This window comes from Methylobacterium sp. FW102-HT35C08 (assembly GCF_058790235.1).
In genome coordinates, this window is the sequence record NZ_JBYTCL010000002.1 from 3,462,602 (window position 1) to 3,488,353 (window position 25,752).

23 protein-coding genes and 1 tRNA gene are annotated in these 25,752 nt (G+C 68.9%); 10 read left to right on the plus strand and 14 right to left on the minus strand.

The genetic code is table 11. From position 1 onward, the window contains the following. Nucleotides 1-6 precede the first annotated feature (6 nt). The 7 genes from AC3WSN_RS16485 to AC3WSN_RS16515 all read left to right on the plus strand — a co-directional run bounded on the left by AC3WSN_RS16485 (nt 7) and on the right by AC3WSN_RS16515 (nt 9,602). A complete protein-coding gene (locus AC3WSN_RS16485; RefSeq protein WP_492539352.1) occupies nt 7-1,386 on the plus strand; it encodes a PepSY-associated TM helix domain-containing protein in 1,380 nt (459 codons plus the stop codon). Between the two features lie 56 nt (nt 1,387-1,442). Then, entirely contained in the window at nt 1,443-3,749 is a 2,307-nt protein-coding gene (locus tag AC3WSN_RS16490; RefSeq protein ID WP_492539354.1) for a TonB-dependent receptor family protein, read from the plus strand. A gap of 78 nt (nt 3,750-3,827) precedes the next feature. Next, nucleotides 3,828-4,871, plus strand: a complete 1,044-nt coding sequence (locus AC3WSN_RS16495; protein WP_492539356.1) for an ABC transporter substrate-binding protein — start codon at nt 3,828-3,830, stop codon at nt 4,869-4,871. Continuing rightward, nucleotides 4,868-6,910, plus strand: a complete 2,043-nt coding sequence (locus tag AC3WSN_RS16500; protein ID WP_492539358.1) for a sensor histidine kinase — start codon at nt 4,868-4,870, stop codon at nt 6,908-6,910. The genes AC3WSN_RS16495 and AC3WSN_RS16500 overlap by 4 nt, the downstream gene beginning before the upstream one ends. Further along, the gene (locus AC3WSN_RS16505) at nt 6,907-7,305 is read left to right on the plus strand and encodes a response regulator (protein ID WP_492539360.1); all 399 of its coding nucleotides are present in this window, start codon (nt 6,907-6,909) and stop codon (nt 7,303-7,305) included. The genes AC3WSN_RS16500 and AC3WSN_RS16505 overlap by 4 nt, the downstream gene beginning before the upstream one ends. Continuing rightward, entirely contained in the window at nt 7,302-8,567 is a 1,266-nt protein-coding gene (locus AC3WSN_RS16510; protein ID WP_492539362.1) for an adenylate/guanylate cyclase domain-containing protein, read from the plus strand. The genes AC3WSN_RS16505 and AC3WSN_RS16510 overlap by 4 nt, the downstream gene beginning before the upstream one ends. A 48-nt stretch (nt 8,568-8,615) precedes the next feature. Beyond that, entirely contained in the window at nt 8,616-9,602 is a 987-nt protein-coding gene (locus AC3WSN_RS16515) for an ABC transporter substrate-binding protein (protein ID WP_492539364.1), read from the plus strand. A gap of 105 nt (nt 9,603-9,707) precedes the next feature. Here AC3WSN_RS16515 and AC3WSN_RS16520 read toward each other — a convergent pair whose 3' ends face one another. From AC3WSN_RS16520 to AC3WSN_RS16550, 7 genes are all read right to left on the minus strand, one after another. After that, nucleotides 9,708-10,193 (minus strand): YidB family protein, encoded by a 486-nt coding sequence (locus tag AC3WSN_RS16520; RefSeq protein WP_492539366.1) that lies wholly within the window; start codon nt 10,191-10,193, stop codon nt 9,708-9,710. Nucleotides 10,194-10,260: 67 nt separating this feature from the next. Beyond that, nucleotides 10,261-11,673, minus strand: coding sequence for a TAXI family TRAP transporter solute-binding subunit (locus AC3WSN_RS16525; protein ID WP_492543136.1), 1,413 nt, complete (start codon nt 11,671-11,673; stop codon nt 10,261-10,263). Nucleotides 11,674-11,830: 157 nt separating this feature from the next. Further along, a complete protein-coding gene (locus tag AC3WSN_RS16530) occupies nt 11,831-12,226 on the minus strand; it encodes a CsbD family protein (protein ID WP_492539368.1) in 396 nt (131 codons plus the stop codon). A 91-nt stretch (nt 12,227-12,317) separates the two neighbouring features. Beyond that, nucleotides 12,318-12,521, minus strand: a complete 204-nt coding sequence (locus AC3WSN_RS16535; protein ID WP_192707486.1) for a CsbD family protein — start codon at nt 12,519-12,521, stop codon at nt 12,318-12,320. Between the two features lie 80 nt (nt 12,522-12,601). Further along, nucleotides 12,602-13,525: a PhnA-like protein gene (locus AC3WSN_RS16540; RefSeq protein WP_492539370.1), complete on the minus strand. Its 924-nt coding sequence runs from the start codon at nt 13,523-13,525 to the stop codon at nt 12,602-12,604. A gap of 49 nt (nt 13,526-13,574) precedes the next feature. Next, nucleotides 13,575-14,081, minus strand: coding sequence for a CsbD family protein (locus AC3WSN_RS16545; protein WP_492539372.1), 507 nt, complete (start codon nt 14,079-14,081; stop codon nt 13,575-13,577). Nucleotides 14,082-14,333: 252 nt separating this feature from the next. After that, complete coding sequence (locus AC3WSN_RS16550; RefSeq protein ID WP_492539374.1) at nt 14,334-15,893, minus strand: PAS domain S-box protein; 1,560 nt, start codon at nt 15,891-15,893, stop codon at nt 14,334-14,336. 212 nt (nt 15,894-16,105) lie between these two features. Between AC3WSN_RS16550 and AC3WSN_RS16555 the strand changes: the two genes are divergently transcribed. Continuing rightward, a complete protein-coding gene (locus AC3WSN_RS16555; RefSeq protein ID WP_492539376.1) occupies nt 16,106-16,780 on the plus strand; it encodes a sigma-70 family RNA polymerase sigma factor in 675 nt (224 codons plus the stop codon). A gap of 256 nt (nt 16,781-17,036) precedes the next feature. On the opposite strand, the gene AC3WSN_RS16560 is transcribed toward AC3WSN_RS16555, so the two are convergent. The 3 genes from AC3WSN_RS16560 to AC3WSN_RS16570 form a co-directional block, all read right to left on the minus strand. After that, nucleotides 17,037-17,402: a c-type cytochrome gene (locus AC3WSN_RS16560; RefSeq protein ID WP_492539378.1), complete on the minus strand. Its 366-nt coding sequence runs from the start codon at nt 17,400-17,402 to the stop codon at nt 17,037-17,039. A 195-nt stretch (nt 17,403-17,597) separates the two neighbouring features. Then, nucleotides 17,598-18,818 (minus strand): dienelactone hydrolase family protein, encoded by a 1,221-nt coding sequence (locus AC3WSN_RS16565; protein ID WP_492539380.1) that lies wholly within the window; start codon nt 18,816-18,818, stop codon nt 17,598-17,600. 70 nt (nt 18,819-18,888) lie between these two features. Further along, nucleotides 18,889-18,964: transfer RNA gene (locus AC3WSN_RS16570), tRNA-Glu, on the minus strand. Nucleotides 18,965-19,098: 134 nt separating this feature from the next. Between AC3WSN_RS16570 and AC3WSN_RS16575 the strand changes: the two genes are divergently transcribed. Both AC3WSN_RS16575 and rpoH read left to right on the plus strand, forming a co-directional pair. Next, nucleotides 19,099-20,070 carry an RluA family pseudouridine synthase gene (locus AC3WSN_RS16575; protein ID WP_492543137.1) on the plus strand — a complete coding sequence of 324 codons (972 nt, stop codon included), beginning with the start codon at nt 19,099-19,101 and terminating at the stop codon, nt 20,068-20,070. Between the two features lie 236 nt (nt 20,071-20,306). After that, entirely contained in the window at nt 20,307-21,200 is an 894-nt protein-coding gene (gene rpoH / locus AC3WSN_RS16580) for an RNA polymerase sigma factor RpoH (RefSeq protein WP_192707448.1), read from the plus strand. Nucleotides 21,201-21,250: 50 nt separating this feature from the next. Here the strand turns inward: rpoH and AC3WSN_RS16585 are convergent, their stop codons facing one another. The 4 genes from AC3WSN_RS16585 to AC3WSN_RS16600 all read right to left on the minus strand — a co-directional run bounded on the left by AC3WSN_RS16585 (nt 21,251) and on the right by AC3WSN_RS16600 (nt 25,721). Beyond that, on the minus strand, nt 21,251-22,678 hold the full coding sequence (locus AC3WSN_RS16585) for a histidine kinase (RefSeq protein ID WP_492539382.1): 1,428 nt from the start codon (nt 22,676-22,678) through the stop codon (nt 21,251-21,253). Between the two features lie 282 nt (nt 22,679-22,960). Then, complete coding sequence (locus AC3WSN_RS16590; RefSeq protein ID WP_192707446.1) at nt 22,961-24,253, minus strand: adenylosuccinate synthase; 1,293 nt, start codon at nt 24,251-24,253, stop codon at nt 22,961-22,963. A 143-nt stretch (nt 24,254-24,396) separates the two neighbouring features. Further along, nucleotides 24,397-24,729 (minus strand): hypothetical protein, encoded by a 333-nt coding sequence (locus tag AC3WSN_RS16595; RefSeq protein ID WP_492539385.1) that lies wholly within the window; start codon nt 24,727-24,729, stop codon nt 24,397-24,399. Between the two features lie 134 nt (nt 24,730-24,863). After that, nucleotides 24,864-25,721, minus strand: a complete 858-nt coding sequence (locus AC3WSN_RS16600) for a D-amino-acid transaminase (protein ID WP_192707444.1) — start codon at nt 25,719-25,721, stop codon at nt 24,864-24,866. Nucleotides 25,722-25,752 lie beyond the last annotated feature (31 nt).

The following is a 25,752-nucleotide window of genomic DNA, read 5'->3' on the forward strand; positions in this document are numbered from 1 at the left end:
CTTTCCATGTCGATCCTTCTGCACGGCAGCGCCCCCGCATACGGGGCGCGCGCCGCATTGCGATTCTCGCGCGACGCCGTCTATCGGGCGGTCTGGCGCTGGCACTTCTATGCCGGCCTGCTGTGCCTGCCGTTCCTGATCAGCCTGTCGGCGACCGGCGCGCTCTACCTGTTCAAGAACGAGATTAACGGCAGCCTGTTCGCCTACCGCACCCGGGTCGTCCCGCAGGCGGTGCCCGCTCTCGGGCCGGACCGGCTGATCTTCAACGCCCTGCAGGCCGTGCCGGATGCGGCGCCCGTCTCCTACAGCGACCCCGCGACGCCCGATGGCAGCGCGGTGGTGACGCTGGCCTCGGGCGCGCGCCGGATCCTGGTCTACTTGGATCCCTATACCGGCGCCGTGCTCGACCGCGTCGCACGCGATGCGGAGTTCATGACGGTGGTGCGCGGGCTGCACAGCCTCGCCTATCTCGGAGCGTCCGCGAACGCCGTGATCGAGGTGGTCGCGGGCTTCGCCGTCATCCTGGTGGTGACCGGGGCCTACCTGTGGTGGCCGCGCGGCGGGGGCGGCATGGTCAGCGTGCGCGGCACGCCGCGGCACCGCGTGTGGTGGCGCGACCTCCACGCGGTGACCGGCCTCGTGGCCGGCGCGGGCCTGCTGTTCCTGGCGCTCACCGGATTGCCGTGGTCAATCTGGTGGGGCCAGCAGCTGCGCACGTGGTCGAACGCCGCCGGGCTCGGCCAACCCGCCGCGCTCTGGTCGAATCGGCCGGTCTCGACGGTGCCGCTGCGCGATCGCCTGTCGGAACCCGGCTGGACGCTGCAGGACGCGCCAGTGCCGCGCTCGGGAGCCGCGCCCGCGGCGGCCGCCACCATCGGGATCGATGAAGCCGCCGCGACCCTCATCCGGCTCGGCATGGCCCGCGGCTACGAATTGGCGCTGCCGGTCGGAGCGGATGGGGTCTACGCGGCGTCGGTCTATCCACACGACGTCACCCGCCAGCGGGTGATCGCGCTCGATCAGTATACCGGCACACCGCTGCTCGACGTCCATTTCGCCGATCTGGGCCCGGTCGGCCGGGCCATCCAGTACGGGATCGGCATCCACAAAGGCGAACACTGGGGCCGCGCGAACCAGCTCGCCATGCTGGCGTTCTGCCTCGCCACGATCCTGCTCGCCGTGACCGCCGGGACGATGTGGTGGAAGCGCCGCCCTGCCGGCGGCCTCGGCGTGCCGCCCTGGCCGCGGGACCGGCGCGTCGCCATTACCGTGACCGCCCTGGTCGCCGTTCTCGGAGCCCTGTTCCCGCTCACCGGCCTGGCAATCCTCGCCATGCTCGGACTCGACCTCGCCGCGCAGCGGGTCCGCAACCGGCTCCGCGCCTGATCGCGACGCCCTTCCGCGGCGTCAGAGCCGCGCCATCGATCAGACGAGACCAAATCATGTCCACCCGACACGCTGCCCTGTGCGGCGGCCCCCTCGCGCTGCTGCTCGCCGGCACCCCGGCGGCCCTGGCGCAGACCTCGATCACGCTGGACGAACTCTCCGTCGAGGGTGAGGCATCGCCGGCCAAGGGCCGGGACGCGACCGCTCCTTTCGGCGTGGCCGCGCCTCCGGGCTCGGCGCCCTCGGTGATCGAGCATCCGGTCGGCGAGATCGTCACCAGCATCGGTCAGACCAACACCATCGCGGACCGCCCGGCGACCAGCATCGGCGCGGTGCTGGCGAACAGCCCGGGCGTCACGGTGCGGCAGGGCAATGGCGGCCGCGACGTGATCATCTCGATCCGGGGCAACAATGCCCGCTCGACCGGGGTGATCAAGAACACCGTCGTGCTGGAGGACGGCTTCATTCTCACGCAGCCGGACGGCGCGGCCCGGTTCGACCTGACGGATCCCCGCGCCTACAGCCGCATCGACGTGTTCCGTGGGCCGCAATCGCCGCTCTTCGGCAATTACGCGACCGGGGGCGCGATCGCGTTCCGGACCCGCACCGGGCGCGAGATCGACGGCTACGAGATCGGCGTCGATGCCGGCAGCTTCGGCTATCTGAGCAATTACTTCATCGTCGGCGGCGTCAGCGGGCCGTTCGAGATCAGCCTGTTCGCCAGCGACGTGCGGGCCAACGGCTATCAGGACCACGCGAGCTACGACACGCAGACCATCAACCTTCTGGCGAGCTACACCCCGACGCCGGACAACCGCTTCACCCTGAAGGTGATCAACAGCACCCTCGACACCAATCTTCCGGCACGCGCGTCCCTGGCCCAGTACCGGATCAACCCCTACCAGCGGGGCTGCGCCGCGACAGCGAGCGCGGCGCCGGGCTGCGCGACCTTCAACCTCCTCAGCAACGGCGCCTTCGGCGCCACCGTCCCGGTCACCGCTGACGAGGGCGGCTTTGGGCGCAACGACCGCCGGACCATCGTGGCGGCGCGCTGGGAGCACGATCTCGACGCCTTCACCACGTGGCGCACGCAGCTCGGCTTCGACGAGCGCAACTTCAACCAACCGTTCTACACGACCTCCTCGCGCGGCTCGTATCCGTCCTGGAACTTCCTCACGGATGTGACACGGCGCGGCGACCTCTTCGGGCTGCCGGCGACGGGCTACGTGGCCCTCGCCTACAACACGATCGACAATCACATCACTACCTTCAACCGCGCCCCCTATAGCGGGCCCCGCCTCGGGGCGCTGATCGGCGATCAGGGCGCCGTGCAGTCCAATCTCGGCGGCCGGGCTCGGCTCGAACTCGCCCTGTCGGACCAGTGGACCGGGATCGTCGGCCTCAGCGCCGAGGGCACGGCGATCACGGGCCGCAATCTCGCCTTCAGCTACGCGGCGAGCGGCACGGCGCGGAGCTTCGCGGACGTCGATCGGAGCTTCCTCAACGTGGCCCCGGAGCTGGCGCTGGTCTACCGGCCGGACGAAGCCTGGGCCCTGCGCGGCCGGGTCGCCACCGGCTACACCACGCCGGCGGCGAGCAACCTGTTCATCACGCCGGCCGGCCTTCCCGGCAACAACACGCAGCTCCAGACGCAGCAGAACGTGGGCTTCGATCTCGGCGCGGAGTGGAGCCCCGTCGAGACCCTGCGGCTCAGCGTGACCGGATTCTACGAGTTCTTCCGCAACGAGTTGGTCTCTCAGTCACCGGGGGCCGGCCTCCTCGCCTACACGTTCAACGCGCCGGCTTCCGAACATCGGGGGCTGGAGGTCGGCGCGGAATGGGCCTTCGCGCCGGGCTGGCGTGGGGTTCTGGCCTACACCTTCGACGACCAGATCTACACGCGCTACACGGAGCAGCTGAGCGCCGGCAGCCTGACGCGCCGCTTCGACCGGGCCGGCAACCAGATCCCCGGCGTTCCGGCCCACCAGCTCCTCGCGCGTCTCGGCTACGACGTGCCGAGCGGCCCGCTCGCCGGGTTGGGCGGCTTTGTCGAGACCGTGGTGCAGGGCGACTTCTATCTCGACAACGCCAACCTGCTGAAGGCGCCCGGATATGCGGTCGTCAACGCCAACGTGCATTACGCGACCGAGCTGACCGGCGGGTACGCAAAGCGGCTGAGCGTCTATCTCGAGGTCCGCAACGTCTTCGACACCACCTATGTCGCCTCGGCCCAGAATCTGGCCAACACGATCAGCGGAACGACCGGTCTGCAGAACAATGCGGCTACTCTGGCGACGACCACGGGATCAGTCTTCGCGGGTGCGCCGCGGAACATCGTGGGCGGCATGCGGCTGGCATTTTGATAACCGCACTTGGGCCTGCGCGTGGTGCGCGGTCCGGGCTTGCACTAAGGTCCGCGCTGGATCGCCAGGGCGGCTCCCGTGGCCGCGCGGCCGAGCCCGCGCGGCGCGGGCCGATGCTGGTGGGGCTGGCGCGGTGTGCGGATGAGGCGGCGGAGCGTAATCGCTGGATTGCCCTTAGCGCTGGCAGCGTGGCCCCTCGGCGCGCGCGCGCAATCGCAACCGGCGCACGTGACGGCGCTCTGGCCGTTCGCAGCCGACGATGCCGAAGGTCTGGCCCTCTCGGCGGCATTTCACGCGGCCCTTCGTGACCACGGCCGAGGCACCTTGCGGGTTGAGGACCAGTGGGGCGGGGCCGACCGCGAGCGCACGCGCCTGCTCGCAGCCGATCTGGTCGCCAAAGAACCGCAGGTCATCTTCACGTATCTGAGCGCCCAGCTCACGGCCGTGTCCGCGCTGACCCGCAAGATCCCGATTGTGTTCGTAGGGGCGTCCGACCCGGTCGGCTTCGGCTACGTCGCGAGCCTGCAGCGTCCGGGGGGCAACATCACGGGCTTCACCCTGTACGAGTCGTCGCTCGGCGGGAAATGGCTGGCCGCCCTCAAGGAGGCGGCTCCAACGCTCCGGCGCGTCACGCTCCTGGCAAACCCGAGCAGCGAGATACGGGGCAACAACTTCTACGCGGATCCCTTCAGAAGCGCGGCCACCGCCCTGGGGATCGAACCCGACGTTGTGATGGTCCAGAGAAGCACCGACATCGACCCCGTTATCGCCGACCTCGGACGGCAGGGCGATGCCGGGCTCATCGTGGCTCCCGGCACCTTCAGCGAAGCGAACGGCGACCGCATCGTCGCGCTGACGGCGGATCACCGGATCCCGACCGTGTTCGCCATCCGGCGTTTCGCCAACCGCGGCGGGCTGATGTCATACGGTCCCGACACCACCGAGGCGGTCCGGCGCGCGGCCGCCTATGTCGACCGTATCCTGCACGGCGACAATCCCGCGACCCTGCCGGTTCAGGCCCCCACGAAGTTCGATCTCGTGGTGAACCTGAAGACCGCGCGCAGCCTCGGTCTGGATGTCTCGTCGGCGCTGCTCGCTCAGGCTGATGAGATCGTCGAATGACGAGCCTTCGCGCGCTCGGCGCGGCTCCCGATCTACTCGGCGCACCGAAGCGGTTCCGCCTCCCGCTTTCCGGAAAGTTCGCGGTGGCCTTCGTCGGCCTCGTGACCCTCGTGCTGCTCATCAACGGCGTCGTCGACCTGTCCCTGAACTTCGAGGATGCCAAGCGGACGGCGATCGAGGTGCAGCGCGAGAAGGCGCGCGGAGCTGCGGAACGCGTCGAAGCCTTCCTCTCCGAGATCGAGAGCCAGATCGGCTGGACGACACGGGCGGAGTGGCGCCGGGTTCCCCTGGAGCAACAGCGCTACGACTTCATCCGGCTGCTGCGTCAGGCTCCCGCCATCACCGAGGTCGCCTATCTCGATCCCAGCGGCAAGGAACAGCTGCGGGTCTCGCGCCTTGAGCCGGACGTCGTCGCCAGCGGCAAGGATTTCTCCACCGCGCCGCGCTTCACCCAGGCGCTCAAGGACAAGACCTGGTTCGGGCCGGTCTACTTTCGGCGCGGATCCGAGCCGTACATGACGGTTTCGGTCGCGCATGCTGGGCGCGATCCGGGCGTGACCGTCGCGGAGGTCAACCTGAAGCTGATCTGGGACGTGGTCAGCGCGATCCGCAATGGCACGAGCGGCTACGCCTTCGTGACCACCGCGACCGGACGCCTGATCGCCCATCCGGACCTGAGCCTCGTCCTGCGCGACACCGACCTGTCCGGCCTGCCGGAGGTCGCCGGAGCGTTGTCCGGAAAGGCGGGCGCGAAGGATTACGAGATCACCAGCGGGCTCGGCGGCGGGCTCGTGCTCGCCGCGCACGCCGTGGTCCCGCGCGTCGACTGGATCGTGTTCGTACAGCTGTCGCTGCGGGAGGCGATGGAACCACTCACCGAATCGATCATCCAGACCGTGTCGCTGATGGGGCTGGGCGTCCTCATGGCGGGTGTGGCCGGAACCTTCCTGGCCCGACGCATGGTGATCCCGATCCGTCAGCTCGAGGACGGTGCGGAGCGCTTCGGCGCCGGTGACCTGTCCGAGCGCATCGTGATCCGCACCGGCGACGAGATCGAGACCCTCGCCCACCGGTTCAACTCCATGGCCCGCCGCGTCCAGGAATCCTACGAGACCCTGGAAGCCAAGGTCGAGGAGCGGACCCGCGACCTGAACCAATCCCTCGACGACCTGCAGAGGGCGCAGAGCCGCCTCGTGCAGTCCGAGAAGCTCGCTTCGCTAGGGCAGCTCACCGCGGGAATCGCCCACGAGATCAAGAACCCTTTGAACTTCGTGAACAACTTCGCGTCGCTCTCGAAAGAGCTGGTGGACGAGCTTCGGGACGCGCTCAAGCCCGCAGCACTCGACCCCGACATCCGAGACGAGGTCGACGAGATCGCCGGACTTCTGAAGGGCAACCTCGATAAGGTGGTCCAGCACGGCCGGCGCGCCGACTCGATCGTCAAGAACATGCTGCTGCACTCGCGCACGGGTTCCGGCGAGCACCGCCCGGTCGAGATCAACGCCCTCGTGGAGGAAAGCCTGAACTTGGCCTATCACGGCGCCCGCGCAGCCAAACCCAGCTTCAACGTGACCCTCGCCCGCGATTACGACCCGGCGGCCGGTATTGCCGACATCTATCCGCAGGAGATCACGCGCGTCCTGTTGAACCTGATGTCGAACGGCTTCTACGCCACCGAAAAGAGAGCCGAGGGTGTCGTGCCGGGCTATGCGCCGACCCTGTCGGTCGTCACACGGGATCGCGGCGACAGCGTCGAGATCCGTGTGCGCGACAACGGCACCGGGATACCCGAGAGCGTCAAGGCCAAGATGTTCGACCCGTTCTTCACCACCAAGCCGGCCGGTGAGGGCACCGGGCTCGGCCTGTCCTTGAGCCACGACATCGTGGTGAAGCAGCATGGTGGCACGGTCGACGTCGCGACGGAGCCCGGCGCATTCACCGAGTTCACGATCGTGCTGCCCCGGCAGGGGGCGGATGTGGCTGAGCCCGTGACCGCACCCACACCCGCCTTCGCGGTCGAGCCCAAGAGCCAGCCATGAACGTCCTGATCCTCGTGGTCGATGACGAACCCGACGTGACCGACCTGTTCCGCCAGCAGTTTCGCCGCGAGCTCCGGGCCGGGCGTTTCGAGATGGCGTTCGCCCATTCGGCACCGGAGGCGCTGTCGCGCATCACCGCCTCGGACGGCCCGAGCCTGATCCTGATGTTCTCCGACATCAACATGCCGGGAATGACCGGGCTGGAACTCCTCCCGCTGGTGCGGGCCGCGCGGCCCGACGTGCCGGTGATCATGATCACCGCCTACGGCGACGCCGCGACGCGCGAGGCCGTCGAGGCCGCCGGCGCGGTCGGGCTGATCACCAAGCCCATCGACTTCGCGCTGCTGAAGGCGGAGGTCGACCGCAGGCTCGCCACGATCGGGGAGACGGAATGAGTTCGGGCCTGCCCAGCGCCAAGATCCTGGTGGTCGACGACGAGCCGGACCTCGAGGCGCTGATCACCCAGAAGTTCCGCCGTCAGATCCGGCAGGGTTTGGTCACGTTCCTGTTCGCACACGATGGGCAGGAGGCGCTGGAGAGCCTGTCCGAGAACCGCGACATCGACCTCGTGGTGTCGGACATCAACATGCCGCGCATGGACGGGCTGACGCTGCTCGCCAAGCTAGAGGAGCTCGCCGACCGGCCGACGACCATCATCGTCTCGGCCTATGGGGATATGGCGAATATCCGCACCGCGATGAACCGGGGCGCCTTCGACTTCCTGACGAAGCCGATCGACTTCACGGATCTGGAGACAACGATCGAGCGGACGCTGCGACACGTCGAGGCTTTGCGCGAGGGACGGCGGCGGCAATCGCTCGCCGAGCGCGCGCACGCGTCGCTCGCGCGCTACTTCTCGCCGAATCTCGCCGAGCAGCTCGCCGGGGACGCGTCGGGCCTGGAACTTGGCGGCCACCGTCGGGACGTGGCGTCGCTGTTCACGGACATCGCGGGCTTCACCAGCCTGGTCGAGAGTCTCGACCCGACCCAGCTGGCCGAGATCCTCAACGGCTACTTCGCCGAGCTGACCGACCTCGTCTTCGCCCACGAGGGGACCGTGGCCAAGATCGTCGGCGACGCGCTCCACGTCCTGTTCGGGGCGCCGGGAGACCAGCCGGACCACGCGGCCCGCGCGGTCGGCTGCGCGCTGGCCCTCGATGAGGCCGCCGAAGGCTTCCGGGCCCGCTGGCGCGAGCGCGGCATCGAGATCGGCGTGACGCGGATCGGCGTCCATGCCGGGCCGGCCATCGTGGGGAATTTCGGTGGCGGCCGCTATTTCGACTACACGGCCTACGGCGACACCATCAACACGGCGGCCCGCCTGGAGAATGCCAACAAGGCGTTCGGGACGCGGATCTGCGTGAGCGAGAGCGTGGTCATCCGCGCCGGCCAGTTCCGCGGCCGTCCGCTCGGCGACCTGCTCCTGCGCGGCAAGCAGGAGGCTCTGCGTGCCTTCGAACCCCTCACCGAAATCGTCTACGACGCGGCCTCGTTGACCCGCTACCAGGAAGCCTTCGCCAAGCTGGAGGCCGGCGAAGCCGCGGCGCTCCCCGCTTTCGCGGCCCTGGTCGGGCTGCGCCCCGACGACGGCGTGGCCGCCTACCACCTGAAGCGCCTGCTCAACGGATCGAATGGAACCCGCATCGAGATCCGCTGACGGCGCGGCGGGGCGCGCCCGCGAACCGGTGCCGGCCGGAGTGCCGGCATGAGACGGCGTGACCTGATCCTGGGCCTGGGCAGTGCTGCGGCCTGGCCCGCATCCGGCCTGGCCCAGTCCGGAGGGCAGCGCCGGCTGGGGATCCTCCTCGTCTACGGAGAGACCCATCCCGACAGTCCGGTGATCGTCGGTACGCTGAAGGAATCCCTGCAGCGGGCCGGATGGATCTGGGGCCAGAACCTCGCGGTCGATCTCCGCTATGGCAACGGCGATGCCGAGACGCTGCGCCGGCAGACGAACGAGATCCTCACGCAGAAACCCGATGTCGTCCTGGCGCAGGGCGTCGTCGGGGCGACCGCGCTACAGCGGGCGACGACGACCGTCCCGGTCGTGTTCATGATGCTGCAGGATCCGATCGGAGCCGGCTTCGTGACCAGCCTGTCGCGGCCCGGCGGAAATCTCACGGGCTTCACGAACTTCGACTTCACCCTGGTGGGCAAGTGGCTGCAGCTCCTTAAGGAACTCGACCCGGACGTCACCCGCGCGCTCGCTCTGGTCAACCCCGATTATCCCGCCCGCCTGGCGGCCTATACGGCCGAACTCGCGCGGGTCGGCCCCGGGCTGGGCATCGAGGCGCGGATTGCCGGCATCCACAATGCCGAAGAGATCGCACAGGCGATCCCCCCCTTCGCCGGGGAGCCCGGGGGTGGGCTGATCGCGCTGCCCGACGCGGTGACCGGGGTCTACGGTCAGCGGATCATCGATCTGGCGGCAGCCTATCGCCTCCCCGCGGTCTACGCCTACGCGGCGCAGGTGCGGATGGGCGGTCTCGCGGCCTATACGACCAGCGTCGTGCAAGACGTGCAGCGGGCGGCCGGCTACATCGACCGGATCCTGCGCGGCGCCGTCGTCGGCGACCTGCCCGTTCAGGCCAGCGAGCGCTTCCTGACCGTGATCAATCTCCGGACGGCCGCCGCCCTCGGTCTGACGATCGCGCCCTCGCTGATGGCGAAGGCCGACGAGCTGATCGAGTAGCGGCGTCTCCAGACGAAGCCGTGCGCCGTCCCGGCGTGAGAACGAGGCGCGCAGCCGGAGCCGTCGCGGCAACATTCGTCACCACGACGGCCGCTGCGGTGCGGCTCAGCCGAGCGCCGGCAGGCGCCCGTCCGGCGAGTAGCGGTCAATCGCCGAGGGCAGGTCCCGCGAGAGACGGGCCAGCACCTCGCTCTTGCTGAGGCCGGTCTGCTGCTCCAGGGCCGCCAGGGTCTCCGGGCCGATGGCGCGCTCGAGGTCGGCGGCCGGGATGTCGCGGTTGGGTCCTTGATTGATCCAGGATTGTGCGGTGTCCGCGTGACCACCCTTGGTGAAGTGCTCGATCAGTTCGCCCAGGCCGCTCGCGATCAGGCCGCCGACACCGGCGGAGCCGACGCCGCCAAGCACGCGCTCCAGGTTCGCCGGGATCGTCGAGCTGGACCCGGCGGTCGAGCCCGGAACCGGCGGGACCGGGGAGCGGCCGGTTTCCTTGCCGTGGCCGCCGAGCCATTCGGAAATCTTGTCTCGGTTCTGAAAGCCGGCCACCGCCAGAAGACCCAGCAGCGCGGTCATGGAGGGGTATCCCTTGCTCATCGCGTCGTCCTTCCTTCGATCAGGCTCATCGGCCCGGATGTTGCAGCGGTCAGCCGCTGCAATTGGTTCACTCCGCCGCGGCGGAGGTTGGCCCAGCCATGTCCTCGGACAGAGCAGCGGTCGCGTTTCCTGTCCGACCCGTCGCGATCGCGCGCTTGATCGTGGAGCGGGCCGCGTCGATCGCGATCAACGCGGCGGAAAGGGTTCTGGCCTCGGTCGGACGCTCGAGAGCATGCTTGGCGATCTCGCCGGCGAGGTCGTCGATCTCCCGCGCAAGGGCCTGGAGACGCGCCGCGTCGGAGGTGTCCTGTGCCTCCCGCCGGATCTCGAGGAGGCGATCGGTCGCCTCCTCGACGCGCTCGCGGCGCAACCGAGACAAGCGTTGCCCGACCCAGGCGGCGGCAGAGCCGATGCCGCCGCTCAGGAACGCGATCAGGTAGATCCAGGTCTCGTAGCGCTCGATGAAGCTCTGCTGCTCGCGCTCGAAATAATCGACCGCCCCCGGATGGATCGGCAGACGCGCGCTCGTCGCGCCCACCGTGCTGTCGTAGGCGGGCGCCTGGACGTAATCGGCAGCCGGCGTGACATTCGCCATGCCGCTGCGCAGCTCGAAGAGGTGCTGGGTCACGTCCGCCGCCACCGAGCGCGGGAGGCTCGACCGGGCCATGAGGCGGTAGGAAGCTCCGACCGTGTGGACGTCTTCGGCCGGCACCTTGGGGCTACCGCCGAAGGTCTCGGCCGGCATTGTCACGACCTGAAGTCGCGGCATGCGCGCGACGAGCGCATCGGCGTTCTCGACATCGACGAACGACACCTTCTGTGTCCGGCTCGCCCTCTGAACGATGTCGACGATGCGCTGCGCGGTCGGCGCGGTCGGCGCGATCACCGAGATGACCGCATCGGCGCGCTTGCGGGCGATGGCGTCGGCCAGGTCCGCCTCGGCAATTTCCACCAGGGCGACATGGCGCGGCGGCACGGCGCCCTGCGGTTCGGTCGTGATCAGCGTCAGGCCGTAATGGCCGAGCAGAGCGCGGATCAGCGCCTCGTCGGCGTCGCGGTGGGCCAGGATGGCGAGACGCTTGCGGTCGAGATCGGGAAACCGGGAGATCCCGGAGCCCTCCGGCGCCGCGATGATCATGGCCTGATCCCGCAGGGTCGCGATGGTTAGGCCGTTGTCGGGCAGATCGACGTCCGGCCGGACGACCGCCAGGTCGGCGCGGCCGTCACGCAGAGCCTCGGCGCTGTCACGCACATCATCAAAAGCCAAGATTCTGAGGCGAATCTCCTTACGCTGCTTGGCCAAGGCATCCGCGTAGGCCTGGATCAGGGCCGGCTCGGTTCCGTCGCTGGGCGCGACTGCCACGGTCAGCACCGTGGCGCGCGACGCCCAGTAGGCTGCGACCGCGGCCGCGCCCAGAAGGACCGCCAGCGCCAGGAAGATGAATTCCCGGCGCAGGAAGATCGTCGCGAGCCCTCTCATCCGCGGCAAATGCCGTCTCCGGGATGTCGCTAGAAGGTCCGTCCGGGTCCGCCGCGGCGCCCGGCGCGGCCACCGTAGCGACGGCCGAGATAGGCGATGATCTTCGGCACGATGAACGCGGTCAGGATTTTGCGCAGCATGGTTCAGGACTCCTTGATCAGCGGGTGCGGCGAGCGAGCCAGCCGGCCGCGAAGGCCAGCGCGCCCAGCCCAAGAAGCGTGTTGGTGCGGTTCCGGCCGATCGTGTCCACGGCGCGGCGGCCGTAGATCTCGCCGCGACGGCTGAGGTCCCGCGCGGTCTCCCGAGCCCGCTGGCGACCGTCGTCGATCAGGCGATCGGCCCGCGCGCGCGCGACCTCGGCAAGGTGGCGCCCGTCTTCGGCGAGATCCTCAGCCCGGTCTCGAGCACGCCCGTAGGCATACTGCGCGCCGCCGGCAACTTGGTTCACGGCGCCGCGGACCTGCCGGGCCGGATCGCCGGTGATGCCGCCGATGGCCGTCTGGGCGCGACCCTTGAGGTGACGGGACGCGCCACGGATCTGGTCGCGGTTCATGCGGAACTCCTGTCTCTGGACCGAGTGTCGAATTAAGTCGTCTGCCTCGCCGGTATGGATGACGCCGGACCTGCCGGCGCCATCCTTGAGATCACCGCTTGCCGGTGACCTTGTCGGCGAGGTTCTTGGCGCCGTCCTTGACGTCGCCGACCGTCTTCTGCGCCTCGCCCTTCAGCTCTTGAGCCTTGCCCTCGGCCACGAGCTTGTCGTTGCCGGTGGCCTTGCCGGCCGCCTGCTTGACGTTGCCGACGGCCTCGTTGGCCAGGCCCTTGATCTTGTCGGTGGTGCTGCTCATCGCGTGCTCTCCTTCAGGTAGGTTGGCCGGCCTCGCGCCGGTATGAGCGGCTCCCGCGCTCCTGCGGGAGCCGATGGGGATCAGAGGCGGCGGGTCTCGTAGCCGCCGAGCAGGGTCGCGGGCTTCGGGACGCCAAGGCGGCCGCCGAAGAAGGCGGCGAGCGCCCCGAGGACCAGCGCCAGCGCGGCGTAGAACGCGCCCTGCGTGGCCGCCGACTTCGCCGTCACGGCCGCCGCTTCGGCCTTCTCCTTGGCCGTGGCCACCGCCTGGTCGTACTGCTTCTCGTAATCCTGCACCTGCTGGCGGGCCTGATCGACCGGGATGTTCTGCGCCTTCGCCAGGGCGTCGGCCGCGCGGGTCTCAGCCTGCTGCTTCTGGTTCGCGTCGCCGGTGAACAGCGCCTTGATGGCTGCGACCGCCGCGTCGCGGGCCGCCTGAGGATCCTGACCGGAGGCCTGCTCGCGGACCTTCTGCTCGATGCCGTCCAGCGGGTTCGAGATCTTGGACAGCGACGGGGCCGCAGCCTGCGCGGCGGTCTGCACGGTGCCGCCCACGAGGTTGCCCGCACCGCCCAGCGCGCCAGACACCGTGCTGAGCGTGCCGCCGATCAGGCCGCTGGCCGCCGAAGTCAGCAAATAGAGCACCACCAGGGTCGTCACCGCCCAGGACACCAGACCGTGCAGAGCGGCCGCGCCCGGCAGCGGCTTGCCCGAGAGCCGGCCCGCAATGGCGCCGCCGGCCAGCGAGGCGACGATGCCGGAGGCGACGAACCAGATGCCCGCGCCCAGCGAGACGCTGGAGGCAGCCGGGTTGTCGGCGCTGTTGGTGCCTACCGAGGCCAGCCCGACGCCGACGCCGACGAGATTGACGACGACCTGGGTCACCAGCGCGGTCACGGCGCCGGCGAAAATGGCGCCCCAGGAGACCTGGTTCAGCAGGACGGCACGCGTATCAGCGTGTGCCTCGGTGCCGAGGGGCGTTGCAACGGTCTGTATGGTGGTCACGCTCTTACTCCGGGTCTTGGGTCGTTGAAGGTTGAGAGAAGCTGGCGGCTCAGTCGCGGGATGCGCTGACGAGGAGGCCGAGGCCGAAACCGGCCAAGCCGGCGATCAACAGGGAGGCCAGCGGGTACTCAGCCACCTCATGGCTGACCTCACGGCTGCCGCGGCGCAGGTAATGGCCGCCGCGCTCATAAGCGTCCTCGGCATAGTCGTAGGCCTCGTCGGCGGCGCTGCGCACGCCCCGCTCGGCCCGAACGTACTGATCCTCGACGGCGCCCTGGGCACGGCGAACGCGGGTCTCAACATCGTCCGATCCCAGGCGGTCATCGACGGCATCGCGAAGCTTGCCACCGAGGTCGCGGGCGGTGTCGGCGACGTGCTCGGCAGCGCCGCGGATCGTGTCCTTCGCCTGACCGTAGACCCCCTCGGCTTGGCCCGCTGCCTCGCGGGAGCGGCCCTCAAGGGAGTCCCGCTTCGAGCCGGTCAGGTCGCCGACGGCGCCCTGTACTTTGCCGCCAAGCTCCCGGGCTGCGCCTGTGATTCGATCCGTGTCGACCATGTCGTTCTCTTCTCTGGTGGTGTTCGGTTGGGCGGCGCCCTGCCACGGGGCGCCGGATGGCTTCGCCCTAGCGTTGATCCGAGCCGGTGGGCTTAGATCGTCCGGGCGCGGCTCCGTCGGCGTCGGCCGTGCGAACGCCGCGCTTCCTGCGCCGACCGTCGGCTTCGACCCGGCTCTCGTCGGTCAGCTTGCCAATGGCTTCCGTGACGGACGCCTTGAGGTGATCGGCGGAAGTCGAATTCCTGTCTTGGGTCATGGGCGCTTCGTCGTCCGCGAGACTACCGGGGCTCGACCGGAAGATGTGCGCCTACCCGTATCGATCAATGATGCAGATGTACCGGTAGCGTGATCTTCATCTGCCGGTATGCTCAGCGGAAAACCGTTCTCTCGTCCCCAGACGACCGCTTCGCTGCGCTTGTGGATCCCGAGCTTGCGGTACAGCGCAGCGCCGTGATTGCGGACGGTGTTGCGCGACAGGCTGAGCTTTCGGGCGATCGCGTCGTCGTCGAGCCCGGAACAGATCAGGTTCAGGATCTGGCGTTCCCGCACCGTGAGGTTAGGAGCCGAGCCATCCGCGCCTTCACGGTCGGGCCGGCGCAGGTTGGCCAGCTTCTCGATCAGCCCTCGGCTGAACCACGAGGTATCGGCCATCACGGTCTCGATCGCGTCGAACAGCTCACGCTCGGTGTGCTTGCGCTCCGTGATGTCCTGGACGACCAGGAGCACGAATCCGGCCTCGTTGATGGCGACGCGCTCGGCGGAGACGAGACAGTCGAGATTGGTGCCGCTCTCGTGCTTCAGGCACACCTCGGCGCCGCGCACGGAGCCGTGACGATCCAGCGACGCCTCAACCTGTAGGCGCTGAGCCTCGCTCACCCACAGACCGGCCTCGGTCAGGCTGCGGCCGACGATCCGGTCCTCGCCCAAGCCGAAGACGCGCCCGAAGGCTTCGTTGACGCCGGTGACCTGGAAATCCTCAGCGCGCGCAAGGACCGTAGGTACGGGGGTCAGCCGGAATGCCTTGGCGAAGCGCTCTTCGCTCTGCCGCAGGGCGGCCTCGGCCTTCCGGCGCAGATCGAGATCCGCGAAGGTGAACAGCATGCAGGGCTCGTCGCCCATTTCGATCGGCTGACCCGCGACGATGACGAAGCGCGAGCCGCCGTCGGGCAAGTCCAGGCAGGCCTCCATCTGCGGGATGGTGGCGCCCTCGTTCAGGCGCGCGACGGCGAGGTCCCGGTTCCGCGAGCCCGCCAACACGTCGACCTCGTAGACGCTGCGGCCGATCACGGCGTCGCGGGTGTGGCCGGTCATCTCGAGGAAGCCGTGATTGACCTTGACGTGGCGCAGGTCCGACAAGCGCGTGATCACCGCGGGCGCCGGATTGGCGTTGAAGGCCGCCTCGAAGCGCGCCTCGGCCTCGAACTGGTCCGACACGTCCTTCAGAATCAGCGCCAGGCAGCTCGGATTGCCGTCGCGGTCGGTGGCGACAAGGCTGCGCAGTGAATGGACGAAGTCCATGTCGGGCTTGTCCGCGCGCTTCACCTCGACGATCACATCGTGGAAGCGCTCCCCCGCGACCACGCGCTCGATCGGGTAATGGTTCGGCGTGAGATTGTTGCGGTAGCGCAGGGCGAAGCGCTGCCGGTATGCGTCGATGGTCGATCCGAGCTCATCGAGGCTCTCGGCGCCGTGCATCGCGAGCGCGGCCTCGTTGGCGTACGCGATGGTCTGGTCGGGCTCGACCAGGATCACGCCCTCGCTGAGGCCGGCGATGATCTGCCGGAGTTCATGCCTGTCGACACCAACCGTCACAGCTCGTTTCACCCGTCATGTCTGCCACTGCCCAGTTGGCAGCGGGGCACAAACGGGTTGTGCGCAAGCCGGTTCCGTCACCCATGTTATTTTCTTGGTATACACGCATCATTGACGTGGACGATTTCAGTTAGGGATAAATAAGAGGCCCTCATGCGGGCCTCATCACCCGCCGACCAGGCGACCTCTCCCAATCGACACGAGTGCTCCCCGTGCAGCCCGCCGACGAACAGCGGGAACCGGCCGATGCGTCCGGCTCCGTCATTTCCCAACTGCCTGCCCAGCTCGGCGACCGGCTGCGGCAATACTATTCAGAAGTTGTAGAGATCGATCCAGGCTCTCGCCTGGGTGGGGTCCTGGAACGCCTCTCGGCGGCGCTCGACGCCGCCGAGTCCGACCGGCAGGTTCCGAGCGCCTTCAAGGACGACCTGATCGGCATGGTGCCGCGCCTGCGCCGGTATGCCATGTCGCTGGCCTCCGACAGCAGCGAGGCCGACGACCTCGTGCAGCTCACCCTGCTCAAGGCCTGGGAGCATCGCGAGCGGTTCCAGGCGGGCACCAGCCTCGTTGCCTGGCTGTTCACGATCCTGCGCAACGGCTTCATCAACGGGCGGCGCAAGCGTCGGTATGAGGTGCCGGATCCCAACGGCCTTCACGCCGCGGCCATGACGGAGCCAGCCGGACAGGATCACGCGCTGCGCCTGCAGGAGGTGCAGGCCGCTCTCGACGGCCTCGAGCCGCCGCATCGCGAGGCGCTGATGCTGGTCGCGATCGAGGGCCTACCCTACGAGGCCGCCGCGGCCGTGCTCGGCTGCCCGCCCGGCACCGTCAAGAGCCGCGTGAGCCGGGCGCGCGATCGGCTGACCCGCGCACTGGGCGAGGCCTGACCCAAAAAGGCCCCGCGCGGCGAGGCCGGCGGGGCTGAAGGAAGAGGGCGCTCGGTGCGTTACGCCGAGCACCTCCCGGAAGTCTAACAAAGCCGCGCGCCATGAGAAGCGCCCGCGGTGACAAACTCTCGAATCTATTACGTCAGCGTAAATTCGTTCGCGCTCAGTACTTCCGAAATCGAGATCGAGCAGTTTGCGCGATGCGATAGCCGACACGAGCACATCCGCCCGTGCCGATATTTCGCCTGCGCTTGGCTCAGGACTGCGTCTTGAGGTAGGCGATCACGTCGTTGATCTTCTTGTCGTCGGGGTAACCCTGGAAGATCATCTTGTTACCCGGCACCTTCGCCTTCGGGTTCTTCAGCCACTCGTGAAGCGTGGCCTCGTCCCAGGTCAGGCCGGAATTCTTCAGCGCGGCGGAGTAGTTGTAGCCCTCATAGGTGCCCGCCTTGCGGCCAACGACGCCCTTCAGATCCGGACCTACGCCGTTCTTCTGGAAGTTGTGGCACGCCTTGCACGGGGCAAACGCCTTCTCGCCGGCGGCCGCGTCGCCGGCCTCCTGGGCCTGAGCCGAAAGCGGGATCAGGGCGGCAAGGACGGCGCCGAAAACGAGTGAACGCATGAACTTCCTCTTGAGCCAAGCGGGTCCGATCGCGATGAGAACCCTGGCGTTGCGAGAGGTAGACGTCCGTTGTTCCGGCTTAATCCGGCCCGCTGCCGGCGCGACGGCCTTTTTTCGCGCGGGGCCGGCGGGACCGGCAGAAGCGAAGCGACGAGCACGCTTCGCCGAAGCGCATCCGAAAGGCTTCAAGGAATCCTAACGCGCCAAGAACGCGGGCACGCGGATCAGGGCATCCTCGCGCGCGGCCGGATCGGTGCCGACATGTGCCACCCCGTCGCCGGCCACCGTGTGGGCCAAGCCCCGCCGCTCGCGGATCGGCAGGGCCGGATGATCGAAGTCGTGGTAGGCGCCGGGGTACACCGTGATCGCGACCGGCTCTCCGCGGGCTTGGGCGGCTGCGGCAAGATTCTGACAGGCGGCGGCGCCCGTCCAGTCATCCGCACCGCCAACCAGGATCTGCAACGGCACGCGATCGTGCCAGCCGCGCTCGGCCAGTGCGCGACATCCAGGATAGAACGCCACAGCCCGGGCGAACGGCGGCCGACCGTCGGCAACACGTGCACCGGCGGCATAGAGCACGGTCGACCCTCCGTTCGACCATCCGAGCAGCGAAACGGCCGTGGGCCTCACGTCGGGCCGAGCCTGCAGATAGGCCTTGGCTGCCTCGGCATCCGCGGCGCGCTCGCGGCCGGGCCGGATCGCCCGCCCGATCGTGCTGCACTGGGAGCCGAGCCCCCGTGACCCGAAGCTGTCGGGGAAGAGGACGAGAAATCCCTGTGCGGCGAGACGTTCGCCCCAATCCGCGTGCCGGGCGTTGAAAACGCCGCTGCGATCGTAGAGCCCGCCGCAGCCATGCAGGGCGACGACGGCAGGGAATGGTCCTGCGCCACCGGGCCGGTATTGGACGCCGTGCAGCTCCACGCCCTGCGTCCCATGAAATGTGACGTCGGTGGTCTGCGCCCAGGCGCTGCTGGACAGCAGCGCCCACATCCCAAGGAAGCTGGCCAACCAACGCAACAGGCTCGTCGCCGCTCTCATGGTCGCCCTGCCCCTCTCTGCGCCCGAGACCAGAGCCCCACCGGTCCCGGACATGACCTTCAGGCCGGCAACCGGCCGTCCATACGCCAGCGGCTTCCTTGCGGAGCATCTGGTCTCCCGGATCGCTGGAGACGGCAAGCCTTGTCGAGGGTCGGCTTCGAAATCGATCTGGGGCGTGGCCTGCCCCCGGCCGCCGCATCGCTCAAGCCCTGACCTGCGCAAGTCAGCCGGGTCCGTCTCGACAAGCGCGCCGCCAGATGCCGCGCGCTCACGGCCGTGACGGATTATCCGATGCCGGAGAAAGTCGAACACGACATTCGGGAAGCGCAGCGCGCGGGGAACGACCGCGCCCGGGAACGCTTCGCAAAGGGGCAGCATGGCCCCACCGCAGAAGCGATATTGATCGCACTTCCGCGATGTCGTTGTCGGATTTGCAGAACTGCGCCGGTGGCGCTCCCAAGGGGAATCGAACCCCTGTTTTCGCCGTGAGAGGGCGACGTCCTAGACCGCTAGACGATGGGAGCTTTCCGGCGGCGCGGGGGTGCTATAGCCACGACCCGCCGAGGGAGCAAGAGCCTTCCTCAGGAAATCCGCGTCGGCGGATCGAATCGGGTGCGGACGGATCGTGGTGGACAACGTCGTTGAAGAACGGGTCGGCATGGTTGCGGAGGGCGGTGTACGGCTCGACCGGGCATTGGTGGCCCTGTTCCCGGACTTGTCGCGGGCCCGGTTGCAGGACCTCATCCGGGAGGGTCAGGTGCGTCGGGATGGCACCCCGGTGCGCGATCCCGCCGCGAAAGTCGGTGCCGGCGCGCAGCTCGCGCTGACGGTGCCGAAGCCCAAGGCCGCCGAGCCGGTGGCCGAGGCCGTCGACCTGCCGATCGTGTACGAGGACGACGACCTGATCGTGATCGACAAGCCAGCCGGGCTCGTCGTTCATCCGGCACCGGGTCACGAAAGCGGGACACTGGTCAACGCCCTGATCGCCCATTGCGGCGCGAGCCTCTCGGGAATCGGCGGCGTGCGCCGGCCCGGCATCGTCCATCGGCTCGACAAGGATACGAGCGGCCTGATCGTGGTCGCGAAGAACGATGCCGCCCACCAGGGGCTGACCAGCCAATTTGCCGATCATGGCCGGACCGGCCCCCTGGAACGGGCCTACGCGGCCGTGGTCTGGGGGCTTCCGCAACCGCGCACCGGCACCATCCGGGCGAGTCTGGCGCGCTCCCGCTACCAGCGCGAGAAGATCGCGGTCGTCTCCGATGAGGCCGGCCGCCACGCGGTGACGCATTACACGGTGGCCGAAGCCTACGCGGAGGCCGCCCTCGTCCGCTGCCAGCTCGAGACCGGGCGGACGCATCAGATCCGCGTGCACCTCGCCCATCGCGGCCACCCGCTCCTCGGGGACGGTGTCTACGGCGGCGCCTTCCGCACGAAGGCCGCGCGTCTGCGGCCGGACGCGCGCGACGCCCTTGCGGCCCTGGGTCGGCAGGCACTTCACGCGGAGTTGCTCGGATTCAGCCATCCGCGCACGGGTCAGACCCTCCGTTTCGAGAGCCGGCTGCCGCCGGATCTCACCGCGCTCGTGACGGCGCTGCGGGCGGAATCCGAGGGTCCTGCGCGCCTGTAACCGGAGCCGGGCAACGTGCGAAAGGTCACCCCGTACCGCGTCACTTCGTGACATGGTACGACCCATTCGGCCGATGGCGCGTTGATGACGACGTGAGTGTCTTCAACCGCGACCGGCTCCCCGGCAGCCCGTATGAGATGGGTGGCCGGCAGGGTCGGCTCAAGAGCGGCCCGAGTAGACGGCACTGTTGCCCGTCGCGTCCGCCCTCAAGGGGGACATAGGTTCAGGAGAATGCCATGGCCGGTACGCTACCCGTGCTCGCCAACGAAGGTGGCCTGTCGCGCTACCTCGATGAGATCCGCAAGTTCCCGATGCTGGAGCCGACGGAGGAGTTCACGCTGGCCAAGAGCTGGCGCGATGCCGGCGACCGTGAGGCTGCGCACAGGCTCGTGACCTCGCATCTGCGTCTCGTCGCGAAGATCGCCATGGGCTATCGCGGCTATGGGCTGCCGATCGGCGAGGTGGTCTCCGAGGGGAATGTCGGTCTCATGCAGGCCGTCAAGCGGTTCGACCCCGACAAGGGCTTCCGGCTGGCCACCTACGCCATGTGGTGGATCAAGGCGGCGATCCAGGAATACATCCTTCGGTCCTGGTCGCTCGTGAAGATGGGCACCACGGCGAACCAGAAGAAGCTGTTCTTCAACCTGCGCAAGGCGAAGGGCAAGATCTCGGCGCTGGACGAGGGCGACCTCAAGCCCGACCAGGTGAAGCAGATCGCCACCCGCCTCGGCGTTCCCGAGCAGGACGTGATCGACATGAACCGGCGCCTGTCCGGTGACACGTCGCTCAACGCACCCCTGCGCGAGGAGGGCGAGGGCGAGTGGCAGGACTGGCTCGTCGACAACGCGCCCAGCCAGGAGACCGTCCTGGCCCGCGAGCAGGAGGGGCAAAACCGCCTCTCGGCTCTGCGCGATGCGCTCAGCGTCCTCAACCCGCGCGAGCGCCGCATCTTCGAGGCCCGGCGGCTCGCCGAGGACCCGATCACCCTGGAGGATCTCTCGGGCGAGTTCGGCGTGTCGCGCGAGCGGGTCCGTCAGATCGAGGTGCGCGCCTTCGAGAAGGTTCAGGAAGCGGTCAAGCGCAACATCGCTAGCCGCGAATCGCCCCGGGCCGGCATCGAGGCGCACTGACCGACCGGCCCGGCGCGCGGCTGCGCGCGCCGGCATCTGCTACCAGTGATTCACTGCCAGGACTCGAAGGCGCTCTGCATCACCTGCGCGCCGGCCGATCCCTTCTCGAATGTCAGGACCGCGCGCTTGCCGGAGGTGTAGCGCAGAGCCAAATCGAACCAGTTGCGGTGAAGCAGCAGATCGGTGTTGCGCTCGACGTCGTTCGGCAGCGACGACAGGCCGATCAGGAACAGGTTGTCACGGACACGCACCGGCAGGCCGGAGACCGGCGATCCGCGGGCATTCTGCTCGTCCTTGGCCTGCAGGAGGCCGACATCCTGCACGGTGCGGGCCGGCCCGTTCCCGGACTGGCTGAAGGACAAGCTGACCGTGTGCGAGGCCGGCAAGGTCGTATCGAGATTGCGCTGGATCGTCATCACCAAGGTCAGCCCCGCATCGGGGATCGTGACCGTGGCCACGACCGCATTCTGAAGCGGCTGCCCCTGCTCACCGTTGACCGTGTCGAGCCGCCACGTCACCCGGCCGGATGTGGATGTCGGCTGCGCGTTCTCGGCTCCGGACGCTTCCTCGATCAGCTCGGCCCGCTGCGCCACCGCGACGGTCGCCTCGGTCGGAGCCGTGGCCGGGCGCGGCGCCGCGCCGCCCTCCGGGCGGGCAGCGATCTTCGGCGCTGGCGCCGCGTCGCCGCCGACACGATCGCCGAACTTGGTCTCGCCCTCGGGCTGCTGCGTATCCGCCGTCTCGGCGCCGTTCGGCCGGAGTGTCTGCGGACGGTCGCGCAGGAGGAACGCCGCCACGGCGATGAGCCCGATCACCACCGCCAGCACGGAGCCGACGAAGACGTTGCGCAGCACCCGGGAACGACCGGCGCGCGGCGGCACCACCTCGATACGCGGCCGCTGACGCCCGCTTCCGCCATCGCCAGCGGTGGACAGGTCGGGTTCCTCCGCGCCCGTCGGGATCGCTGAAGCCGGCGGCTCCGGCGGCTGCGGCGTCTCGGGCGCGGCGGGTTGGACGGAGCCGGGGCGTGGCGGCGCGATCGGGATCGGAGCTTCGCGGGGCTGCTCGGGCTCCGTCTTGGGCTCAGGGGCGAGTACCGGCGCCGCGAAGGCGACCGGCGCGGCCGGCGGCAGAGCGGGCTCCGACGGCGTGATCGCCAGTGGCGGCGGCGACGGCTCCGGGATGTCGGGCTTCCGGTCAGCCGGCTCCGCGATGGCCGGCTGAGCCTGTCCCGATACCTGCGCGGCGTCGTTGGCCGGAGCGGGCAGACCACCGTGGTCGATCTCGAGCCGCTCGATCGCGGCATCGAGGGCCCGGCGCTCGAGGTCGATGTCGCTCTCGGACAGGGGCGGATCGAGCGAGCGGAGCTGACTGATCAGGGCGTTGCGCGCGCGGTCGTAGACCGCCTTACGCAAGGCGGGTGTTCGATCCGGCAGCGCGTCGAGGGCGCGCGCCAGAAGCGGATAGTAATCGGCCATGGTGCCCTGGTCCGCCCCCTTCGGCCACCGTCCGGCAGCACCGGTCGAGGGCCGGGGACCGAGGGCCGCTCCCGCCCGTCAGGGTCGGTCACGGCCCGTCGGCCGGTTATGTCGTGATCCGCCGCGCGGAACCGCGTCCGCGCCTCGGTTACCGAGATGGTGGCAGGGCGGCCATCAGGAAGGCCGCCCGCCCGCGCGCCCGTTCTAGATCAAGCGGGCACGGGCTGGATACAGTCGGGGTGTTCAAAAACTTGCGTCGTCAACGGGATAGCGCGCGATGCGTCAATCCTCGAACGGGTTGTGCATCAGGATCGTGTCGTCGCGCTCCGGCGAGGTCGACAGCAGGGCCACCGGCGCGCCGATCAGTTCCTCGATGCGGCGGACATACTTGATCGCCTGCGCCGGCAGATCCGCCCAGGAGCGGGCACCTGCCGTGGTCTCGGACCAGCCGGGGATCACCTCGTAGACCGGCTCGACCCGCGCTTGCGCAGCCTGGCTCGCGGGCAGGTGGTCGATCGGCTGACCGTCCAGCATGTAGCCGGTGCAGACGCGGATCTCCTCGAAGCCGTCGAGGATGTCGAGCTTGGTCAGCGCGATGCCGTGGATTCCGGAGGTCCGCACCGTCTGGCGAACCAGCACGGCATCGAACCAGCCGCAGCGGCGCTTGCGCCCGGTATTTACGCCGAACTCGCGGCCACGGCTGCCGATGGTTTCGCCGATCTCGTCGAACAGCTCGGTCGGGAAAGGCCCCTCGCCCACGCGGGTGGTGTAGGCCTTGGCGATGCCCAGCACGTAACCGATCGCGCCTGGGCCGAGGCCCGAACCCGTCGCCGCCTGCGCGGCCACGATGTTGGAGGAGGTGACGAAGGGATAGGTGCCGTGATCGACGTCGAGCAAAGCGCCCTGCGCGCCCTCGAACAGGATGCGCTTGCCGGCCCGGCGCTCCTCGTCGAGCAGCGCCCAGACAGTGTCGGCGAAGGGCAGAATCTTTGGGGCGATGGCCTTCAGTTCGGCGAGCAGCGCCTCGGCATTGACCTCGTCAATGCCGAGGCCGCGTCGCAGGGCGTTGTGATGGGTCAGCACGCGCTCGATCTTGGCCGGGAGCGCGTCGGGGTCGGCGAGGTCGACGACGCGGATCGCCCGGCGCCCGACCTTGTCCTCGTAGGCCGGCCCGATGCCGCGCTTGGTTGTGCCGATCTTCAAACCGGCATTCGCGGTCTCGCGGAAATGGTCCAGCTCGCGGTGGAGCGGCAGGATCAGCGTGGCGTTGTCAGCGATCCGCAGGGAGGTAGGCGAGACCTCCACCCCTTGCGCCTTGATCCGCTCGATTTCGTCGACGAGGTGCCAGGGATCGACCACGACGCCGTTGCCGATCACCGAAAGCTTGCCGCCGCGGACCACGCCCGAGGGCAGCAGCGCCAGCTTGTACGTCACGCCGTCAATGACGAGCGTATGGCCGGCATTATGCCCGCCCTGGAACCGGACGACGATGTCGGCCTGCTCGGAGAGCCAGTCGACGATCTTGCCCTTGCCCTCGTCGCCCCACTGGGCGCCCACAACGACGACGTTGGCCATGCCTGCCTGCTTACCCGCGACGGAAACCGGGACGCCGCCGCCCGCGGGTGCGGGCGCCGTACGTCGTGAGCCGTTTCCGCGATCCGGGCAGCGAAATCAAGCAAGTCGCCGCATGGCAGCCGGTATAGCTGCCGTGCGGATGCCTACTTCGCCTCGGTCCCGGGAGCGCGGCCGGGCAGTTCATTGGGCTTGATCACCGGCATCGAGCCGGACTGGTCGGGCTTGACCACGGTTCCGGTCGTCCCCGCCTCCGGCGGCTTGATGACGCCGTCGTTCTGCTGAAGCTTGTCGCTGAGCGACTGGTCCTTGGGCGGCGCGTCCGCGCTCGGACGGACGCGATCCGGCGGCGTCTGCGTCCCGGACGGGACGGCCGGATCCGAATCGCGCCCCTTCAGCGGCGCATCGGGGTTCTGGGCATAGGCAGGCAGCGCGACCAGGGTCGCCGCCATCGCTGCGAGCAGGAACGTCTTCGGCACGATCGGCCTCCCCTCTCAGGACACGAATTCGGGGAGGAACAGTCGGGGGCGGCATCCGTTCCTGCCCCCTGCCGAAGCGGATCGCCTCGCGGCCCGGATCCGGACCGGCGCCGCCCGTGAGTGGACGCTCCGGCTCAGCCCTGGCGCGCCGTCTCGATGTACAGCTCGCGCAGGCGCCGGGTCAGCGGGCCGGGCCGACCCTCGCCGATCCGCTTCCCGTCGATCTCGACCACCGGCATCACGAAAGCCGAGGCGCTGGTGTAAAACGCCTCCTGAGCCTCGTAGGCCTCGGCGACCGGGATCAGGCGCTCCTCGATCCGCAGGTCGGCCTCCTGAGCGAGCCGCAGCACCGAAGCCCGTGTGATGCCGGGCAGCAGGGCCGTGGACAGCGGCCGTGTCACGAGAACCCGATCGCGGCTGACGATGAAGGCTGTGGAGGACGAGCCCTCCGTTACCGCCCCGTCCTCGACCATCCAGGCCTCGGCGACGCCGGCCTCGGCCGCCTGCTGCTTGGCGAGCACCTGCGCCAGCAGGGCCACGGACTTGATGTCCCGACGCTTCCAGCGCAGGTCCTCGACGGTGATGACCCGGGCGCCGCTTTCGGCGAGCGGGTTGGCCAGCACGGTCTTGGCCTGCGTGAACATCATCACGGTCGGCGCGACATCGCCTTTCGGGAAGGCGAAGTCGCGCTCGGCGACGCCGCGCGTCACCTGCATGTAGACCAGCCCTTCGGTGACGCCGTTGCGGGCGACCAGCTCGGTCTGCAGGCGCTCCCAGCCCGCGGCGTCGTGCGGGTTGCGGATGCCGATCTCACCCAGGGAGCGATCGAGGCGCGCGAGATGCGCGGCGTTGTCGACGAGCTTGCCGTCGATGATCGCGGAGACCTCGTAGATGCCGTCCGCGAACAGGAAGCCGCGGTCCATGATCGGCACACGGGCCTCCTCGAAGGGGAGGAATGCGCCGTTGAGGTAGACGATGCGGGGTGAGGTCACGGATTGCCTTCCTGTGTTCGTCACGGGCCCA

Excerpts from the sequence above, each read along its gene's own strand:
- AC3WSN_RS16545 (WP_492539372.1), bottom strand. The coding sequence starts at position 14,081 with ATGGTCGACACGGATCGAATCACAGGCGCAGCCCGGGAGCTTGGCGGC.
- AC3WSN_RS16535 (WP_192707486.1), bottom strand. The coding sequence starts at position 12,521 with ATGAGCAGCACCACCGACAAGATCAAGGGCCTGGCCAACGAGGCCGTC.
- AC3WSN_RS16565 (WP_492539380.1), bottom strand. The coding sequence starts at position 18,818 with ATGCTGCCCCTTTGCGAAGCGTTCCCGGGCGCGGTCGTTCCCCGCGCG.
- AC3WSN_RS16515 (WP_492539364.1), top strand. The coding sequence starts at position 8,616 with ATGAGACGGCGTGACCTGATCCTGGGCCTGGGCAGTGCTGCGGCCTGG.
- AC3WSN_RS16575 (WP_492543137.1), top strand. The coding sequence starts at position 19,099 with ATGGTTGCGGAGGGCGGTGTACGGCTCGACCGGGCATTGGTGGCCCTG.
- AC3WSN_RS16585 (WP_492539382.1), bottom strand. The coding sequence starts at position 22,678 with ATGGCCGATTACTATCCGCTTCTGGCGCGCGCCCTCGACGCGCTGCCG.
- AC3WSN_RS16590 (WP_192707446.1), bottom strand. The coding sequence starts at position 24,253 with ATGGCCAACGTCGTCGTTGTGGGCGCCCAGTGGGGCGACGAGGGCAAG.
- AC3WSN_RS16500 (WP_492539358.1), top strand. The coding sequence starts at position 4,868 with ATGACGAGCCTTCGCGCGCTCGGCGCGGCTCCCGATCTACTCGGCGCA.
- AC3WSN_RS16510 (WP_492539362.1), top strand. The coding sequence starts at position 7,302 with ATGAGTTCGGGCCTGCCCAGCGCCAAGATCCTGGTGGTCGACGACGAG.
- rpoH (WP_192707448.1), top strand. The coding sequence starts at position 20,307 with ATGGCCGGTACGCTACCCGTGCTCGCCAACGAAGGTGGCCTGTCGCGC.
- AC3WSN_RS16520 (WP_492539366.1), bottom strand. The coding sequence starts at position 10,193 with ATGAGCAAGGGATACCCCTCCATGACCGCGCTGCTGGGTCTTCTGGCG.
- AC3WSN_RS16525 (WP_492543136.1), bottom strand. The coding sequence starts at position 11,673 with ATGAGAGGGCTCGCGACGATCTTCCTGCGCCGGGAATTCATCTTCCTG.
- AC3WSN_RS16530 (WP_492539368.1), bottom strand. The coding sequence starts at position 12,226 with ATGAACCGCGACCAGATCCGTGGCGCGTCCCGTCACCTCAAGGGTCGC.
- AC3WSN_RS16490 (WP_492539354.1), top strand. The coding sequence starts at position 1,443 with ATGTCCACCCGACACGCTGCCCTGTGCGGCGGCCCCCTCGCGCTGCTG.
- AC3WSN_RS16505 (WP_492539360.1), top strand. The coding sequence starts at position 6,907 with ATGAACGTCCTGATCCTCGTGGTCGATGACGAACCCGACGTGACCGAC.
- AC3WSN_RS16485 (WP_492539352.1), top strand. The coding sequence starts at position 7 with ATGTCGATCCTTCTGCACGGCAGCGCCCCCGCATACGGGGCGCGCGCC.
- AC3WSN_RS16560 (WP_492539378.1), bottom strand. The coding sequence starts at position 17,402 with ATGCGTTCACTCGTTTTCGGCGCCGTCCTTGCCGCCCTGATCCCGCTT.